Consider the following 16,130-nt stretch of genomic DNA (forward strand, 5'->3'; position numbering starts at 1 on the left):
TGCCGATATCGTCGCCCATGCGCAACTCCAGCCGTACCAGGAGTCATTCAGGGTGGAAGCCTGAGCACTGACCCGGCGGGAGAGCGATCTGCACCAATGAACCAGGAAGTCCTGGTCGATGCAGTCGAGCCCCCGGGGCTATCCGCTGCCGAGCTCAGCGATCGGCTTCGATCAGGGCCTCGATCCGCCCCGCGTCGACAGCGGCCTTGAGGCTGGCGTGGTCGCGCTCCGTCTGGTCGGCATAGGCGATGGCGAAGCTTTCAATCGCCCGGTCGGCCGCCTCTCCCTGGCCCAGGTAGCCGCTGATCGTGGCAGCGTCTCCGCCGCGGGCGTGGGCGCGGGCCAGCGACCAGCCGCAGTAGTCGGCGTAATGCTGGAGTCGCAGGGGGGAAATGTCCTCGATCGGGTACGACATTTTCATGTCACGCAGCTGCCGCACGAAATAGTCGTTGCCGATCCGGCTGCGGAACCAGCCGAGAAACAGATCGCTGCCGGATTGCATCAGCCGCTGGCCCATCACCACGCGCTGGCCGTGGTTGGGCAGGGTGCTGGGCAGGGTGTAGGGCTCCAGCACCGACGGGTTGGCCTGCTTGATCTGCAGGATCAGGGGATGGCCATCCTCGGAGAAGTAGAGAGCCACCAGGCAGCGGGTGCCGACACTGCCGATTCCCACCACCTTGAGGGCCACATCCTCGAGGGTGTAGCGATCCAGCAACACACGCCGCTCATCGGACAGGGAGAGTCGATAGTCCTCCAGGTCTTCGCTGATCCGCTGCTCCAGTTCTCCATGGCAGACATGGGTGAGCACGGGAGGTTGGTCGGTGAGCCGGCAATGGCCATCCGCCAGGGTGGTGATCTTGGGGAACAGGTGATCCGCGATCCGCCGGCGGGCCTTGGCGGTGATCGACTGGCGCGACTTTCTGATGGCCTTGGTCGGTGCGGCCTCGATCAGATCGTCGGCATCAAAACGGGCATACCAGACCTCAAGCGGGCTGGCATGGATGTACTCCCGCAGATGCTGCCGGTAGGAGCGGACGCAGCGCCGGGCGGCTTTGCGGCACTCCGCTTCGGAATGGTTGTTGTCGCGGCCCGCCAGCACGAAGCTGGTGGCCAGACGCTTCACGTCCCACTCCCAGGGGGCGGGATGGGCCTCATCAAAGTCGTTGAGATCAAAGATCAGATTTCTCTCCGCCGTGGCGAAGAGCCCGAAGTTCAGCAGGTGGCAATCCCCGCAGGCCCACGCCTGGATGCCGGAGCGCGGCAGCAGGCTCAGGTCATGGGCCATCAGCGCCGAGGAGCCCCGCATGAAGGTGAAGGGCGAGCGGAGCATCCGGCCGATGCGAATCGGCACCAGCTCCGGCACCCGCCCCGCATTGGAGGCCTCCAGCAGGGCGATCGGATCACGGCTCCCCAGCAGGGAAGACCATTCCGCCTGGGCCGAGCGGGGAACCGCCGAGCGCAGCGCCTTTCCCCTGGCCAGGCGCTGAACGGCGGTGTTGGACCCCACCCAGGAAGGACTCAAAACGGTGATCCGGCTCAGGGCGCCCATCGTCCCATGGGTGCCCTTGTTCAGATGGTCACACCAGCGTCAGCCCTTGAGGCGGCTGGCCTCCTCCAGCGTCAGGGTGAGCACGGAGATGCCCCGGCTCGCCCAGGCACCGGCGGCCACCGCCACCCCCACCGTGGCCAGGCAGGTGAGGGTGGCCAGGGTGGGTCCGCCCACCCCCAGCACCATCGCCATGGCGGTGAACGGCAGGCGGTAGCCACCGGCGATCCCGGCCGCCGCCCCGGCGGCACCGGCCAGATCGGGGGGCACCCCGAAGGCCGCGGCGAACACCCGGCCGGCGATGTCGCCGATCGCCAGGAACGGCACGAAGACGCCCCCACAGCCTCCGGCCGCGACCGCCGCCGTGGTGGCGGCGGCCCGCAGCAGGGCGACGGCCAGCAGGGTGAGGGGGGTGGCGGCCGGTGTGGTCTCGGCCCAGACGATCGCCGCACCGCCGGGCCCGAAGGCCGCCGCCGGCGCGGCGATCCAGCCGGTGGCCAGCGCAATCGCCAGCATGGCAAGGGCTCCCAGGGCCAGCTTCAACCCCGGCCGGGCCTTCCAGCCCCGGGCCCAGTAGATGGCCTTACCGGCGAGCGCCGTGACGGCCCCGGCAATGGCGCCGATCAGGAGAGCGGCCGCCACCGCATCCCAGAGATCGGCCGGGGGCACTTTCGGCACCACCAGGCTGATCAGCGTCAGCTGAAACTTGACGTTGATCCCCCAGCCCACCAGGCCACCGGCCAGGGCCGCCGCCACGCGATCGACGCTGAACGGCACGAGGCGGCGACGACCCAGCTCGAGCATGAAGCAGGTCCCCACCAGGGGGATCCCCATCAGGGCCGCCACCCCAGCGGCCCCACCTCCCACGGCCAGGGGCCGCAGCAACGGCCGCAGCCACGGTCGCCACCGGCCCATCCAGGCTGCTGCGGCCACCCCCAGGTGAGCGGCAGGCGACTCTGTTCCCATGGCGCCGCCGAAGCCGACGGTGGCCAGGATCGCCAGGGCCCGCACGGGAGCCAGCCACCAGGGGAAACGCTCCTCCTGCCCCGCCGTGGCCAGCACATCGGCGGTGAGATCGGCGCGGGCCGCATCGCCGGGGAAGGTGGTCCAGGTGCGGAGCACGCCAGGCAACGGCACCCCGACCAGGGGGAGCAACGGCAGCCGACCGGCCCCCTCACCCTGGGCCAACCCCTGCAGCACGGGCAGGGCCAGCAGCCAGCCGGGTTCGAGCTGGGAGACCCGCGTCAGGCTCAATTTGATCAGTTCCGTGGCCAGAACGGCTGCCGCCGCACCTGCCAGGCCACCAAGAACCCCACCGGCAGCGCCGGTGAGGCCTCGTAGAGCGAGCTGTGACAACGGCTGCATGGCATGAGGAATCGCCCCAAAACCATCCTGGGCAGGATTAAGAATGCCCTAAGGGCTGATCGAAGCAGTGTCACAACAGGAAAGGCCTGAAGCGTGGCAACAGGGCTGACGACGATCCCAGTGGAGAAGGAGCCGCTCCGGAGGTGGTTCAGAACCGCAGCGTTGCCCGAATCAGTCCAGCCCAGACGCCGAGTGTGGCGTCCGTCGATCCAACGGGGAACAGCAGCAGTGCCTGGGATGGATCATCGCTGGCTGTCATGGCCCCCCGAGGGCGGGTCAACCAGAACACGGCAGGCGTCAAGCTGAGCTCGTCACTCACCACAATCCGGTAATAGAGCTCATAAGCCAGGCTTCGATCGTCGATGGGCCTGGTCCCCGATGCCTGAATGGCCGTCACATGGGCGGGTGACCCCACAGCGAATCCCAGGCTGTTGCCCTGGCGGAGCACATCACTCCAGACCAGCCCGGTGTACCAGGACTGGGTACGCAGCCCCGACACGTTCGCCACCGGATAGGCACCGAAACGAAAGCTGTCCTGACCCAAGCCAACGCTGATCGAGGGGATCCACCTTGACCGCCGAGGTTGCCAGTACCCCGCCACCGACCAGGACTGGAGCGATCCATCGCGCGCCCCTGCGGCCAGGAGGCTGGCCAGTGGCGTCCCCCTCAGCCTCACCTGGGGGCCGCTGAAGGTATAAGCCCCGGTGATGTTCCACTGGGGCCTGGTCAGGGCCAGCTGGAGGGTGCTGGTTTGGGAGGAGACAGGAGAGAACAGGCCACCACCTTGAGGGGATCCACCGGCGCGTTCGGCCACGTAGGCATAGCCGAGGCTGAATCCCTGCAGCACACCCCGGGGCTGCCACCAGGCACCGAAGCCGCCACCGGATCGCTTGCTGTAGGCACCGGGGGCACCGGCGTACTGAAACAGATCGAGAATGGGCGAGTCGTTGTAGACACTCGGCCAGACGGGGAGCATATCGAGCTGGCTGATGATGCCACCCACACTGATGCGGAGCTCGGGGCTGAGCGGAACCTGCAGATAGGCCCGGTTGACACTGATCGGATTGTCGGATGCGAAATCGAGGCGCGTCAGCGGAGTTGGTGGATTGGAGAAGAAACCGGAGGCGCCGAAGTTGCCGCTTCTGAAGCGGACCCTGAGCAGGTCCTGCCCCGTGAAACTCGTGTCGATCGTGACCCGAGCGTCATGGTTGACGCTGAGTGCGTTGAGCAGGGGAAAACCCAGGGCTGTATTGGAACCCCTGTCGACAACGTCGCCCTCAAAACTGAGGGCGCCCATCGCCGTATTCACCTGGGCATGAATGATGGTGGTAGGGGTGAAGTCCTCTGGCTCCTGAGCCCTGAGCGGCTGGACGTCTGTTGCCACGGCCATCGCAAGAGCAAACGCCACGACAGCGCCTGGGGCTGGCTCTCGCAGCCACAGATCTGCTGAGAACTTCCCTGACCACGAAACCAGCCGTCCCACCGATGGCCGGGGCCAACGGCCGTGCCGCTCAGGCCTGCACCGAACGCATGAACCGCTGCAAGTGGCGGCTCTCCAGCTCCAGCACCCGGCGGCCAAGGTCGTGATCCTGATCGAGCATGGCATCGAAACTATCGACCGGAACAGCCAGCAGGCGGGTGTTGTCACGCTCGGCCACGATCGTGTTCTCGGTGGCGCTGTGGGTGAGAACTTCGAGTTCATCGAGAACCTGGCCAGGCTTGAGGGGCTCCAGGCGAACGCGCTGTTCTTCCTGATAGTGGATCACCGCTTCCCCATCAATCAACAGCAGCAACTCGCGGCAGGTGTCGCCGGCTTCGGTGATCAGCTCACCCGCCGCGTAGGTGTGCACGCTGGAGGCGTCAGCAAGGGCTTCGAGGGTTTCCGGCCGGGTGCGACGGAAGAAATCGCTGGCCGCCAGGCACAGCCGCAACTCCAGGGCGGGAAGATCGGCCAGGACCAGCTCCGCCGCCTCCAGGTTGAGCAGCTGCTGGGCCGTCTGACCCAGCAGCGGTGCCACCGGTGCAGTGCTGAGAGCACCGGCAAGCTGGCGGGCGCGGCTCCGATCCAGCTGGGCCAGCAGGAACAGGGCCGCCGCTGCGGTGGTGGGAGTGCGTTCCTGCAGCAGGGTTTCGAGATGGCCGAGTGTGACCGGCAACGGGATCTCCAGGGAACAGGCGGAGGGTTCAGCTCCAGGCGCATTGAGATCGGCAAACAGCTGCGGGGAGAGGCGCTGCCTCCACGGCCCCCGCTCCAGCATCTCCAGCAGCACCAGGGGGGACTGGGCCCGCAAGCGCACAACCAGGCCTGGCAGGACCGGATCGTCCTGGAGGATCACGAAGGCCTCAAGGATCGCGCCCACGCTCAGCTCCAGGCGGTGGCGGATGTGATCGGTGAGCACAATCCGAACAAAAGGGTGCTGGGGGACTGAGGGTTGATGCAGGGCGCGCCAGGTCTCGCTCAGCCCTGGCAAGCGATCCAGCAGCGCCTCGACCTTCCTGGCGGCGCCGACTGCGGGCTTGAGCCCATCCAGCACGTTCTCCTGCTCCTGGTCGGTGATCGCGTACTCCAGTTCCAGGGGAGTGAGCATCGATGGGGTGGCTGAGCCCTGCTGGCGGGCCTGGAGCAGGAGCAGCCGCTCCAGCGATTGGCGATAGCCATTGAGGCGGACCTGATTTTCAAGGCTGCGGCGGCTGTCCGGATCGAGCAGATCGGGATCCTCCACGCCCAGCTCCTCGAGCAGCTGTTCGTGCTCGGCGTCGGAGACACCCAGCTCCACCCGCATCTGCTGGAGCACATCCAGACTGCTGGCCACATTCACATAGCCCTCGGCAAGGGCATCCCGCACCACCCCCTTGTAGGCCTCCTGGCGTTTTTCACGGGTGAACCCAGGCAGCACCTTGGCGAGCACATAGACCTCATGGGTGTTGAGCTCGGCCAGGCTGCGGCCGTCGAGGTACTGGGCGACATTGAGCTGCAGCCGCTCCAGCTGTTTGCGAAAACGGCTCGCCAGGTTCTCCCGGCCATACAGATCGGGATCACGATTCCAGGCGCGGTACAACCACAACGTGCTCAGCATCATCAGGAGCAGGTCGTAGAGGGTTTGCACCCAGAGGGGCAACAGCTGGATCAGAGGCCGGCCGGCAAACAGAAAGAAGACATTGAAGATGGCAAAGGTGCACAGGCAGAACAACCGGTGCCGAACCACCGTGAAAGCAGGGCCAGCCTCGTGGCGATGGGCGCTGATCCGGCCCCTGTTCTCGATCCAGCGTCCGCACAGGGCACCCAGCCAGGTGCACAGACCGAGAACCAGGGGAACCGCCACCAGTTTCGGCAGATTGATCGGTTGACCCCACAGGAAAAGCCCAGGCCTGAGCAGGGATGCGAGCTGATCACTCTGGCGTAACCAGGCACCGGAGAAATAATAATCCCAGTTACCAGCATAGAGATAGTAATAACCGAAATAGCCGATCACCAATCCCACATAGCCATAACGATCAAAGCCAGCGGCGGGTTTGTCGATCCCGGCCCAGTACATCCGCTCGGCATCGATGTCGATGCAGGGTTGCTGGCAGGCCACACAGGCACTCTGCTCGGATTGATCCGGCAGCACCGTGCGGCACATCGACTGGGTGATCAACTGTTCACTGGTGTGGGCCCGGCTGCCCAGCAGGCCGGCCGGTGTGGAGTAGATGCTCTGCACCGGCGCCATCGGGCAGAAATACTGACACCAGGCCTTGCCACCGAACAGGTAACCCACCGCGATGGCGGCCGCAATCGTGAACAGCAACCAACCGGCCAGCACGATCCGATCCGCATTGAAAAACAGCAATCGTCCGCAAAGCCCAACGAACAACCAGCCGAATTGCAACTGCTGGTAATGCTGACCCAGCCAGGAGTCTGCTGGCACCTTGGCGATCTCGAAGCGTCGCTTGCCGGTTTTGGCATTGAGGCGCTCGAACTGACGCTGCAGGCCAAGGGCGCGGGGAATCTGGGAAAGAAAAGACAGTGGGCAGATCCGCCGCCAGAGCTCGTGGCCGAACACCAGGAGAATGAAGATGCCGGCTGGCACGACCACCCCCCAGAACACCGTGGTGCCAAGGGGATAGGGTTGCTCGATCAGACAGGAACCCTGCACCTCAACGCACTGCCGCGATAACCGCAGGGGGCTCCAGGGGTGATCCGGATCGGTGAATCTCGCCGTCCAGGGGTCATAAAAGAGCGAACCGATGATCAGCAACCAGCCAACGGTCAAGATCCAGCGAACCAGATGCATCCGAGCCTCTGAAATCTGAATCACCATCCCCCCTGATCATTGCGTTCGACCTTACCGGGCCGATGCCTCAACCAGCAGGGCGCTGCAGCGCCTCAGACCCTCCTGGCAATCGCCTGCCATCCGCAGACCGGCACCACCCCAGAGCAGCCGCTGGGGCCAGTCCAGCAAGCCCGCCCCAACGGTCTGGACCGGTTGAAATCCAAGCCGTTCGAAGTAACGCACCAACCGGCAGTGCTGGACCTCTTCATCGTGAATCGCCAGCAGCTGGGCGCGACGGCAGGGGGTCTCCTCCAGGGCCCAGGCGAAGGTGGCAGCCCAGATCAGCACCCCCACCCGATGGGCCCTGCCCTGCACCCGCAGGGTGTCGAGGTGGAGACCGCTGGCAGCCGGCAGGGCCCAGCCCTTGAGTTCACCGAGCAGTTGCGGCGCCTGCTCCGGCCGGCTGCGCGCCACCCCCACCCTCAGGGCCCAGATCCCCAGCTGTCGTCGCCGCTGAATCCGGAGCAACAGTCCCCGCCGGGCCGCACAGCGCTCCAGCTCCGCCAGGCTCAACGGCCCGGCCACGGCGCCGGTCATCCTGCTGGGTAGGGCTCCACCCCCACCACCGCCGTCAGCGGCAGGGGGCCAAAGAGATGGGGAAACAACTCCCCACTCCCGGGAGCAGGCTCCAGCCGGCAGATGGCCGCCAGTGGCTGTGGATCGATCGTGAGCAGGCGCACGGTGCCGGCATCGGCGTAGAAGCGCTGGTAGGTGGCGTCGATCTGGTGGGCCTGGCTGGCATGGATGAAGCCCACCTCCTCCAGGCTGCGCCCACGGGTGGAGCGGCGGTACTCACCGGCCAGCTGGGCGTCCTGCCAGTCGGTGGCCAGGGCGAGGTGATAGAGAAAGCGGCTTGAGCGCCAGCGTTCCCGCCGGGTCATCACCGCCGCGAGCGCTTCGCTGGCCAGGAAGCGGCTTAGCCAGGTCTGCAGGACTTCCAACCCAGGCTCGGCCTGAAAAGCCTCCGGATCCACCCGGGCAAACTGACGCACGAACGGCAGCAGGGCGAGATCAGCCAGACAGGGGTGATCGCCGAGCAGCCAGGGCGCCAGGCGGGCATTCCAGTGATGCAGGATCTCCAGTGCCTGTTGGCGATGCCGCAACGGCTCTGAGCCAGGGAAGCGCTCGGGGTACTTGAAGCGATCCAGGTGGAACTTGAAGGGGCCGTCATTGGTGCTGATCAGGCTGGCCATCTCCTCCACCAGGGCCGGCTGTCCATGCCGGAGCAGATCGCCGGGGTCGTGCTGCTCCAGAGCCCAGCGCATCACCGCCAGGCTCTGATCAATCACCTGGCCAGCACCACTGGCTGTGGCGGGAAGCACCAGTACCGGCACCGTTCCTTTCGCCGATACCTCCAGCAACTCGGCCGGTTTGGCCCGAAGGCTCACTTCACGCAGTTCAACGGCGACACCGGCAGCCCGCAGGGCCAACCGCGCCCGGATCGCGAAGGGACAACGGCGAAAACTCCACAGAACCGGTGGTGCGGCGCTCAACGCTCGGCCAGGAGCGCCGCGAGCCGTTCCTCAACCCCCTCCCGTTCGGCCGGATCACCGACGACCGTGAGCACACCGGACTGGGGCCACCAGTTCAGACGGAGATTGGTGTCTTCCTGATCGGAAACGAACAGTTCGAACTGGCCCTTGTGTTCCCAGTGACCGGGGAAAGCAAGACGATCCACCAGGACCTTCAGCTCATCGAGCGTGCCGAGGAAGGTCATCACGAAAGAGGCAATGCAGGCAGCTTACGGAGCGGCGGGCAGCTCTGCCCTGATTCAGAACCAGAACGGAGACAAGGAGCTGAAGCGGTGCGCACCGAATGCGGAAGAAACATCGATTTGTCTCCTTCTATACCTCAGCTGAAAGCCATTCCAAGCCATCATCTTGATTCCACGATATCTGGCGCCATTGGCTTTGGGGATGGGCAAAAAAACGAATCGAGAACATAATGAGAAATTCCTGAGCAAGGCAATCAGCCAACACGATGATCCAGGCCATCCCTCCCCTGCCAAAGCCTGAATGGCTTGTTCCCAGACGCAGGCAGCAACCAACCGACCCGATCGCCCTATCGAAGCCTCTCCCATCGTAAGCGAGGCATTGAAATTCTCAACTAACATCAAGGGCTCAGAATGGTAACTGGTGCAATCGCGATTCCCGTTCTCACAGCTTGCCAAGCACGCTTTTGGGCACTGGTTTGGCTCATTTGCCGGAGGTGGTACTGCCAGAACACCTGAACACCCATCCCAAAAGACGCAGCGGATACCGATTGCCCATCCACGTCGCTATCAGCGATCCCTCCACCAAGACCATTGACTGACCCGCCACTTCATGTCATGGACAATCACTCTCAAGGCAATGAGGACAATCTCCTGATCGATCGCATCCATGCCCTCTCAATGGCTCTGAGAAGCTCTCCCAATCTGGCCAGCATGGTGCGCTCCAGCACGAATCCACAGCAGATCGTTGACATTGCCCAATCCCTGAACATCGAGATCAGCATCCCACTGTTGCGCAAGTTCTCCAGCCAGCTATCTGCACCCTACTGGCCCTGGGAAAACCAGAACAGCGAGATGCGGCGCAAATTCTTTGAGGATTAGCTCAAAGGGCAACGAAGGATGCTGAAAGTGGCTCTTGATCCCCTGTTTACCCTCTCCAACTCTCTGCCGGAGCATGCCTTGCAGGGGCTTTTCCGGCTCCTGCGCCGAGCATCGATCCATAATGTTTGTTGGTCTTCATGGCAATCCTGAGCTCTGCTTCGCAGTCCTGGAACGCGTTTCGTTTCCCGTAGCCAACGGCTTCCGCGCAGCCGTTGCCGCTGTGGCAACGCATCCCGGACAACAACTGCTTGCCCATGGCAGCCGAATCCTGCATTTCAGGATCCCTCACCTTGTCCTTGTTGTTGGTGGAGCTGGCGGCCTGGAAGATTGTGGTTAGATCGGGCCTGCGCCCATCCATCGCCTCGATTCCGGCGAAGCCCCTGAGGTCGTCACCAGGTCACAGATGATCACTCTGGAGAGGCATCAAAGTGCCTGGATCACTCATCCTGTGGGTCAGCCGTCTCTCGACTTGAGGGGAGTGAGCCTGATCCGTTGATCACGGCTCTACGGCCACCCTGGGGACGACAACGCAACACGATGACGCAGTCGATCCTTACCGCCCTCTCCCGTGCTGAACGGCTGTCGATTGCCGGCACCTACACCCTCACCCTGCTGGAGAACCTCTGCATGCTCGCCTATCCGGCACTCACCGGATGGGCGGTGGACGGGCTGCTGAAGAACAGCTACCGGGGCCTTTCGGCGCTGATTGCCGTGTGGCTCGTGCACCTTGTGATGGCTTTTGGGCGGCAGCGCTACGACACGCGTGTCTTCATGGGCCTGTATGCCCGGCTCGCCGTGCTCACCGTCGCCGAGCAGAGGCACCAGGGCCACGGCACGAGCATCGTCTCGGCGCGGGTCGAGATGATGCGGGAGATGGTGGGTTTCTTCGAGGCCGATGTGCCGGCGATGTTCTCCCAGGTGGTAACCGTGATCGGGTCGCTGGTGATGCTGTTCACCTTCGACCTTGAGGCGGGATTCATCGCCATGGCGGTGCTGCTGCCGATGGCGCTCATCAACACCTGGTACTGGCGGCGCGCGCTCCGGTTGCATCGAGGCCTCAACGACCAGATCGAGCACGAGATCGCTGACATCGAGGCGGCTCGGCCGCTGCGCCTTCGTCGTCACTTCGGCCGGGTGCGTCGCTGGCACGTTCAACTGTCCGACAGCGAGTCGTGGACCTGGACGGTGACGGAACTCGCCACGATCATCGCCCTCGTCGTCCTGCTGATCGACTTCACCCGGTCGCCGGTGTTCAGCGCCGGCGCCATCTATGCCGTGCTCGCCTATGTGTTCGATTACCTGCAGGGCCTCGACAGCGCTCCGGCATTGGTGAACAGCGTCGCCCGGCTCAGGGACATCCGTGCGCGGCTGGGCCACTGAGCGTCAAACCAGCAGACCTTGCAACTGTGGGATCAGGTCACACCACCATTCCCACTGGAACCCTCTGGTGAGCGCCCATGGCGATTGGGCAGAGCCCCCTTGATCAAACGATCCTCGAGCACGTCCCTCTGCAGCGGCCGCAGGTCGTCCTCGGTTGTGGTCTGGATTCCTGGCACGGCATCAAACAGCGGCCCCAGCGGCACCACCGCCAGCTGGCCCTGCTCGGCCAGCTGAAGTCCGGGTGGGCTGGCCTGCTCCGGTCCGAACAGTTCAGCGGCGGGGGCCACTGCTCCGAGCGGCAGCGGATCCTGGCGGTAACGACGGCGTGGCATGGACAGAGCGCATCGAGCTGTCCACCAGCATCGAACAATCAGCCGCCCCCTTCAGGGATTCAGGCGTTCCTCCATCCAGCCGCCCTGATCTGGATTTGTGCCTTGATCAGCAGGCTGAGCAGCAAGAGCACCGTGGCCTGCAGGCCGGCGATCCTGGCGGCGGTGAGGGGGGAGGGGGAGAGCAGGAGCATCGGAAAGGGGCGAGGGGCGTGAACCAATCGTGGCGAGGCTGGTGCTGCTGCTGGGGAGCAAGCCCACAGCTGGATCCGTCGTCACCCCAGAAGCCCAACCAGCTCAACTTGGCAATGGTCGTTCTGAACGGTCAGATGCCTGAGCAAGGACGACCAGCAGAGCGGGTTGTGCCGCAGCCCAGTGCAATCCACAGCAGCACGAGGGCGAACTGACCGTTGCCGCAGATCAACTGCCCCCACTGCCCTGCAAGCGATCTCACCAATGGGGGCAGGGGGACTTGAACCCCCACAGTGTTGCCACCTGCGGATTTTAAGTCCGCTGCGTCTACCGATTTCGCCATGCCCCCTGGCGCGGACAGCTTAGATTTCAGGCAACGGTTCCAGAACCATGCCATTGCCAGGGTTGCTCAGCTCGCTTTCCCCGGAAACCCTGGGCGTGCTGATCGCTTATGTGGTTGTGGCCGGTGCCTATCTCGTGGTCGTGCCGCTGGCCCTCTACTGGTGGATGAACAAGCGCTGGACCGTGATGGGCAAGCTGGAACGCCTGGGTGTGTATGGCCTGGTGTTTCTGTTCTTCCCAGGGCTGATCCTGTTCTCACCCTTCCTCAACCTGCGCCTGGCCGGCCAGGGAGAGGCCTGAGCCGATGACCCGGGGTCAGTCGCTGTTGCTTGGTCTCGGCGTGTTCGCTTTGGGTGGGCTGGGCTACGCCGGTTTCAGGTTGGCGGGCTTTGAAGCGAGCTCAGCCGGCATCGCCGCCGAGGCCGTGCTGATTCTCGGCGTGGTCGCCTGGACAGCCAGCTACCTGTTCCGGGTGGTGACCGGCAGGATGAGCTTCATGGAGCAGCGCCGCCAGTACCGCGCCGCCTACGACCAGCAAACCACCGACTCGCTCCAGAAGCAGTTCGACGCCCTCTCCCCAGCCGATCAGGAGGCCCTGTTGCGCGAAATCGGCCAACTCACCGACGACCCCGGCAAGCAGCCGGCTCCTTCCCCCTGAAAGCCACCTCCGCCTTGCCCCAACCCCCAACCGATCGCCTTGCTGCCGGCGCCATCCAGGCCCGCTTCCAGGCCCTGGCCGCCGCCAGGCGCTGCGCCCTGATGCCCTTCCTGATGGCGGGGGATCCCGACCTGGACACAACAGCTCGCACCCTGCTGGCACTGCAGGCTGCCGGGGCTGATGTGATCGAACTGGGTGTTCCCTACAGCGATCCCCTCGCCGATGGTCCGGTGATCCAGGCCGCCGCCGCCCGTGCCCTCGCCGCCGGCACCACCCCAGCCAGGGTGCTGGAGATGCTGGCCAGCCTGCGCGGCCAGCTCACCATCCCGGTGGTTCTGTTCACCTACACCAATCCCCTGCTCAACCTGGGCATGGCGGCCTTCTGCCATCGGGCCGCCGCCGCCGGCGCCGCTGGCCTGCTGGTGCCCGATCTGCCGCTGGAGGAAGCGGAGCGGCTCTCCCCGCTCGCCGCCGCCGAAGGGCTGGATCTGGTTCTTCTGGTTGCCCCCACCACCCCGGCGGCGCGCATGGCCAGGATCGCCGCCGCCAGCCGGGGCTTCACCTATCTGGTCAGCGTCACCGGCGTGACCGGGGTGCGCAGCCGGCTGGAATCCCGGGTGGCAGGGCTGGTGGAGCAACTCAAAGAGTGTGGCTCCACTCCGGTGGCGGTCGGTTTCGGCATCTCCGGCACCGACCAGGCCCGCCAGGTGCGGGACTGGGGCGCCGATGGCGCCATCGTCGGCAGTGCGCTGGTGGCGCGCATGGCAGCGGCCAGCCAGGCAGGAGGCGATCCGGTGGCAACCGCGGCAACGTTCTGCGCCGAGCTGCGCCAAGCCCTCGACAGCTGAAACCGATGCCTGAACAGCCAGCGGTCTTCGGTTTCAACCTCGACCTGCCCTATTCCGAAGCCTGCGAACGCAACAAGCAGCCGATCCTCGAAGCCCTGCGCAGCTGGCTGCCTCCGGAGGCCACGGTGCTGGAGCTGGGCTCCGGGAGCGGCCAGCACGCTGTTCACATCTGCAGAAACCTGGCAGTGCGCTGGCAACCCAGTGATCGCCCCGCCTATCTGGCGGGCCTGCAACGCCGCTGGGCACTGGAGGCTGAGGGCCTGAAACCCGGCACACTCCAGCCACCGATCGAACTCGACGTGACCCGCCCAGAGCAGTGGCCGACGGGGCCCTTCGATGCCCTGTTCACGGCCAACACGGCCCACATCATGCCCTGGGCTGCCGTGAAACAGCTCCTGGCCCTCAGCGCCCGGCTGCTGAACGCCGATGCGCTGCTGCTGCTCTATGGCCCGTTCAGCGACAACGGCGTCCACACCAGCGCCAGCAACGCCGCCTTTGATGCCCATCTGCGCAGCCTCGATCCGGCCATGGGTGTGCGCGATGCCCGGCTGCTGGCTCTTGAAGCAGCAGCGGTGGGCCTCAGGCCGGCAGCCGACCTGAACCTGCCCGCCAACAACCGGATCCTGATCTTCCGGCGCTCCGGCCAGCCCATCGATCCCATCGATTCAGCCCCAGGGTCTTCGTAGCATTGGGGGTATGAGCCACAGCCGATGAACCCGCTGGCACCGTCCTGCCATCGCCCGGCAGCGGCCGGGCACCTGCTCCAGGGGGTCAGGCGGGTGGCCCTGCTCGGCATGCCCAACACCGGCAAGTCCACCCTGTTCAACTGCCTCACCGGTGGCGAGGCGCGGGTGGCCAACTGGCCGGGCCTCACCGTGGAGTTGTTGCGGGGCGCCCTGCCGAGCGATTGCCACGGCCGCCCCTACGAGCTGGTCGATCTGCCAGGCATTCACGATCTGCTGGGCAGCAGCGAAGACGAACTGGTCGTCAGGCGATTTCTGGAGCAGCACCCGCCGGACCTGGCGGTGGTGGTTGTCAATGCCAGCCAGGTGAACAGCCAGCTGCGCCTGGCCCTGGAGCTGCAGGCCACCGGCCTGCCGCTGTTGGTCGTCCTGAACATGGCTGATGAAGCCGAGCGCTTCGGCGTGGTGGTCGATCAGGCGCGGCTCAGCGAGGAACTGCAGCGGCCGGTGCTGGTGATCAGCGCCCGCCGCAACCAGGGAATCGCCGAGCTGCTCAGGTGGATCCATCAGGCCGATCAGATCCACCCTGCCGCCCCCATTGCCCTGACTCCTTCAGGGCTCGACCAGCGGCTGCTGGAGTTGAACGAGCGTTGCGTGCAGCTGCCGGAGGGCTTGTTCGATCAACTCAGCCATCGGATCGACCGGGTGCTGCTCAACCCCGGCGTGGGCATGGTGGCCTTCCTGGCCGTGATGCTGGCGATGTTCCAGCTGATCTATGCGATTGGCGTGCCGATCCAGGAGTTGATGGGACTGGGCTTCGACGCCATCCAGCGCAGCGCCCTGCTGCCGGCCCTGGCCGCGATCGGCCTGCCGGAGTTCCTGATCGGCTTGCTGAGCGATGGGCTGTGGCTGGGAATCACCACGGTGATCAGCTTCATGCCGATCATCTTTCTCTTCTACCTGATGATCGCCCTGATCGAAGATTCAGGCTATCTGGCCCGCTCCGCCTTCCTGATGGACGGTGTGATGCACTGGCTGGGCATGGACGGTCGCTCCTTCGTGCTGCAGATCATGGGCTTCGGCTGCAACGTGCCGGCGATCATGGGCACCCGGGTGATCCGCGATCGCTCCCAGCGATTGCTTGCGATGCTGGTGATTCCCTTCTCGCTCTGCCAGGCACGGCTGGCCGTGTTCGTGTTCATGGCCGGAGCCTTCTTCGCCAGGCCCTGGTGGGCCCCTGGCCTGGTGATTTTCGGCTTCTACAGCATGAGCTTCGTGGCGGCGATCCTCACGGCGCTGCTGTTCCGCCACCTGTACCCGAGTTCCGAAGCCTTTGTGCTGGAACTGCCGCCCTATCGCCTGCCGAGCCTGGCCACCATGCTGAAGAAGGCCAGCCTGGAAATGAAGAACTTCTTCGTCACCACCCGCCAGTTCATCATCGTGGGCGTGATCGCGATCTGGCTGCTCAATCATCTGCCGCTCGGGGTTGATCAGCTGGCCGGTCAGTCCTTTGCCGGCCAGATCGGCCTGCTGACCCAGCCCCTGCTCGGGCCGATCGGCATGAATCCCCAACTCACCGTTTCGCTGATCTTCGGCTTCATCGCCAAGGAAATCCTGCTCGGGGCGATGGCGGTGATCTACGCCACCTCCCAGGCCGATCTGGGGGCGGCGATGGTGGCTTCGATCACGCCACTGCAGGCCCTGAGCTTCATGATGTTCACCCTCCTCTACACCCCCTGCCTTTCCACCGTGGCGATTCAGCTCAAGGAATCGAAGAGCAAGGCCTTCACCTGGCTATCGGTGGGCTGGTCGCTGGCCCTGGCCTGGCTGCTGGCTTTCCTTCTCTATCAGGGTGGCCTGAAACTGGGGCTGGGCTGAGCT

General features: G+C 65.0%; 17 protein-coding genes and 1 tRNA gene. 7 read left to right on the top strand and 11 right to left on the bottom strand.

The genetic code is table 11. The features are described 5' to 3' along the window. Window positions 1-154: 154 nt before the first annotated feature. The 7 genes from KQ307_RS12550 to KQ307_RS12580 all read right to left on the bottom strand — a co-directional run bounded on the left by KQ307_RS12550 (window position 155) and on the right by KQ307_RS12580 (window position 8,941). Window positions 155-1,549, bottom strand: coding sequence for a DUF2252 domain-containing protein (locus tag KQ307_RS12550; protein ID WP_259728149.1), 1,395 nt, complete (start codon window positions 1,547-1,549; stop codon window positions 155-157). Between the two features lie 39 nt (window positions 1,550-1,588). Continuing rightward, window positions 1,589-2,902, bottom strand: a complete 1,314-nt coding sequence (locus tag KQ307_RS12555) for a chloride channel protein (RefSeq protein WP_259728150.1) — start codon at window positions 2,900-2,902, stop codon at window positions 1,589-1,591. A gap of 157 nt (window positions 2,903-3,059) precedes the next feature. After that, the gene (locus tag KQ307_RS12560) at window positions 3,060-4,319 is read right to left on the bottom strand and encodes a carbohydrate porin (protein ID WP_259728151.1); all 1,260 of its coding nucleotides are present in this window, start codon (window positions 4,317-4,319) and stop codon (window positions 3,060-3,062) included. 103 nt (window positions 4,320-4,422) lie between these two features. Then, a complete protein-coding gene (locus KQ307_RS12565) occupies window positions 4,423-7,164 on the bottom strand; it encodes a cyclic nucleotide-binding domain-containing protein (RefSeq protein ID WP_259728152.1) in 2,742 nt (913 codons plus the stop codon). 72 nt (window positions 7,165-7,236) lie between these two features. After that, window positions 7,237-7,761 carry a hypothetical protein gene (locus KQ307_RS12570; RefSeq protein WP_259728153.1) on the bottom strand — a complete coding sequence of 175 codons (525 nt, stop codon included), beginning with the start codon at window positions 7,759-7,761 and terminating at the stop codon, window positions 7,237-7,239. Continuing rightward, on the bottom strand, window positions 7,758-8,717 hold the full coding sequence (locus tag KQ307_RS12575) for a DUF952 domain-containing protein (protein WP_259728154.1): 960 nt from the start codon (window positions 8,715-8,717) through the stop codon (window positions 7,758-7,760). The genes KQ307_RS12570 and KQ307_RS12575 overlap by 4 nt, the downstream gene beginning before the upstream one ends. Then, window positions 8,714-8,941, bottom strand: a complete 228-nt coding sequence (locus tag KQ307_RS12580; RefSeq protein WP_259701695.1) for a hypothetical protein — start codon at window positions 8,939-8,941, stop codon at window positions 8,714-8,716. The genes KQ307_RS12575 and KQ307_RS12580 overlap by 4 nt, the downstream gene beginning before the upstream one ends. Before the next feature lie 612 nt (window positions 8,942-9,553). Between KQ307_RS12580 and KQ307_RS12585 the strand changes: the two genes are divergently transcribed. Further along, window positions 9,554-9,817 (top strand): hypothetical protein, encoded by a 264-nt coding sequence (locus tag KQ307_RS12585; RefSeq protein ID WP_259728155.1) that lies wholly within the window; start codon window positions 9,554-9,556, stop codon window positions 9,815-9,817. Window positions 9,818-9,863: 46 nt separating this feature from the next. On the opposite strand, the gene KQ307_RS12590 is transcribed toward KQ307_RS12585, so the two are convergent. After that, complete coding sequence (locus KQ307_RS12590; RefSeq protein WP_259728156.1) at window positions 9,864-10,175, bottom strand: hypothetical protein; 312 nt, start codon at window positions 10,173-10,175, stop codon at window positions 9,864-9,866. Between the two features lie 179 nt (window positions 10,176-10,354). Between KQ307_RS12590 and KQ307_RS12595 the strand changes: the two genes are divergently transcribed. Then, the gene (locus KQ307_RS12595) at window positions 10,355-11,197 is read left to right on the top strand and encodes an ABC transporter six-transmembrane domain-containing protein (RefSeq protein ID WP_259701698.1); all 843 of its coding nucleotides are present in this window, start codon (window positions 10,355-10,357) and stop codon (window positions 11,195-11,197) included. Window positions 11,198-11,229: 32 nt separating this feature from the next. Here the strand turns inward: KQ307_RS12595 and KQ307_RS12600 are convergent, their stop codons facing one another. The 3 genes from KQ307_RS12600 to KQ307_RS12610 all read right to left on the bottom strand — a co-directional run bounded on the left by KQ307_RS12600 (window position 11,230) and on the right by KQ307_RS12610 (window position 12,067). Continuing rightward, on the bottom strand, window positions 11,230-11,529 hold the full coding sequence (locus tag KQ307_RS12600; protein WP_259728157.1) for a hypothetical protein: 300 nt from the start codon (window positions 11,527-11,529) through the stop codon (window positions 11,230-11,232). Between the two features lie 59 nt (window positions 11,530-11,588). After that, a complete protein-coding gene (locus KQ307_RS12605; RefSeq protein WP_259728184.1) occupies window positions 11,589-11,720 on the bottom strand; it encodes a hypothetical protein in 132 nt (43 codons plus the stop codon). A gap of 263 nt (window positions 11,721-11,983) precedes the next feature. Beyond that, window positions 11,984-12,067 (bottom strand) — tRNA-Leu (locus KQ307_RS12610). A gap of 41 nt (window positions 12,068-12,108) precedes the next feature. On the opposite strand from KQ307_RS12610, the gene KQ307_RS12615 reads away from it, so the two are divergent. The 5 genes from KQ307_RS12615 to feoB are packed head-to-tail and all read left to right on the top strand — an operon-like array spanning window position 12,109 to window position 16,127. Further along, a complete protein-coding gene (locus KQ307_RS12615; RefSeq protein ID WP_259701610.1) occupies window positions 12,109-12,360 on the top strand; it encodes an NAD(P)H-quinone oxidoreductase subunit L in 252 nt (83 codons plus the stop codon). Between the two features lie 4 nt (window positions 12,361-12,364). Continuing rightward, window positions 12,365-12,718, top strand: coding sequence for a DUF3007 family protein (locus KQ307_RS12620; RefSeq protein WP_259701609.1), 354 nt, complete (start codon window positions 12,365-12,367; stop codon window positions 12,716-12,718). A 14-nt stretch (window positions 12,719-12,732) separates the two neighbouring features. After that, on the top strand, window positions 12,733-13,566 hold the full coding sequence (trpA, locus tag KQ307_RS12625; RefSeq protein ID WP_399242431.1) for a tryptophan synthase subunit alpha: 834 nt from the start codon (window positions 12,733-12,735) through the stop codon (window positions 13,564-13,566). 5 nt (window positions 13,567-13,571) lie between these two features. Beyond that, window positions 13,572-14,252, top strand: coding sequence for a class I SAM-dependent methyltransferase (locus tag KQ307_RS12630; RefSeq protein WP_259728158.1), 681 nt, complete (start codon window positions 13,572-13,574; stop codon window positions 14,250-14,252). A 24-nt stretch (window positions 14,253-14,276) separates the two neighbouring features. Continuing rightward, window positions 14,277-16,127: a ferrous iron transport protein B gene (gene feoB, locus KQ307_RS12635; RefSeq protein WP_259728159.1), complete on the top strand. Its 1,851-nt coding sequence runs from the start codon at window positions 14,277-14,279 to the stop codon at window positions 16,125-16,127. Window positions 16,128-16,130: the final 3 nt, after the last annotated feature.

The sequence above is a fragment of the Synechococcus sp. CS-1326 genome (genome assembly GCF_025128115.1).
Lineage (GTDB): Bacteria > Cyanobacteriota > Cyanobacteriia > PCC-6307 > Cyanobiaceae > Regnicoccus.

What these genes read in the sequence shown, in the direction of transcription:
- KQ307_RS12550 (WP_259728149.1), bottom strand. Translation starts at nt 1,549, where the DNA reads ATGGGCGCCCTGAGCCGGATCACCGTTTTGAGTCCTTCCTGGGTGGGG.
- feoB (WP_259728159.1), top strand. Translation starts at nt 14,277, where the DNA reads ATGAACCCGCTGGCACCGTCCTGCCATCGCCCGGCAGCGGCCGGGCAC.
- KQ307_RS12570 (WP_259728153.1), bottom strand. Translation starts at nt 7,761, where the DNA reads ATGACCGGCGCCGTGGCCGGGCCGTTGAGCCTGGCGGAGCTGGAGCGC.
- KQ307_RS12630 (WP_259728158.1), top strand. Translation starts at nt 13,572, where the DNA reads ATGCCTGAACAGCCAGCGGTCTTCGGTTTCAACCTCGACCTGCCCTAT.
- KQ307_RS12600 (WP_259728157.1), bottom strand. Translation starts at nt 11,529, where the DNA reads ATGCCACGCCGTCGTTACCGCCAGGATCCGCTGCCGCTCGGAGCAGTG.
- KQ307_RS12615 (WP_259701610.1), top strand. Translation starts at nt 12,109, where the DNA reads ATGCCATTGCCAGGGTTGCTCAGCTCGCTTTCCCCGGAAACCCTGGGC.
- KQ307_RS12605 (WP_259728184.1), bottom strand. Translation starts at nt 11,720, where the DNA reads ATGCTCCTGCTCTCCCCCTCCCCCCTCACCGCCGCCAGGATCGCCGGC.
- KQ307_RS12620 (WP_259701609.1), top strand. Translation starts at nt 12,365, where the DNA reads ATGACCCGGGGTCAGTCGCTGTTGCTTGGTCTCGGCGTGTTCGCTTTG.
- KQ307_RS12595 (WP_259701698.1), top strand. Translation starts at nt 10,355, where the DNA reads ATGACGCAGTCGATCCTTACCGCCCTCTCCCGTGCTGAACGGCTGTCG.
- KQ307_RS12590 (WP_259728156.1), bottom strand. Translation starts at nt 10,175, where the DNA reads ATGGATGGGCGCAGGCCCGATCTAACCACAATCTTCCAGGCCGCCAGC.
- KQ307_RS12580 (WP_259701695.1), bottom strand. Translation starts at nt 8,941, where the DNA reads ATGACCTTCCTCGGCACGCTCGATGAGCTGAAGGTCCTGGTGGATCGT.
- KQ307_RS12585 (WP_259728155.1), top strand. Translation starts at nt 9,554, where the DNA reads ATGGACAATCACTCTCAAGGCAATGAGGACAATCTCCTGATCGATCGC.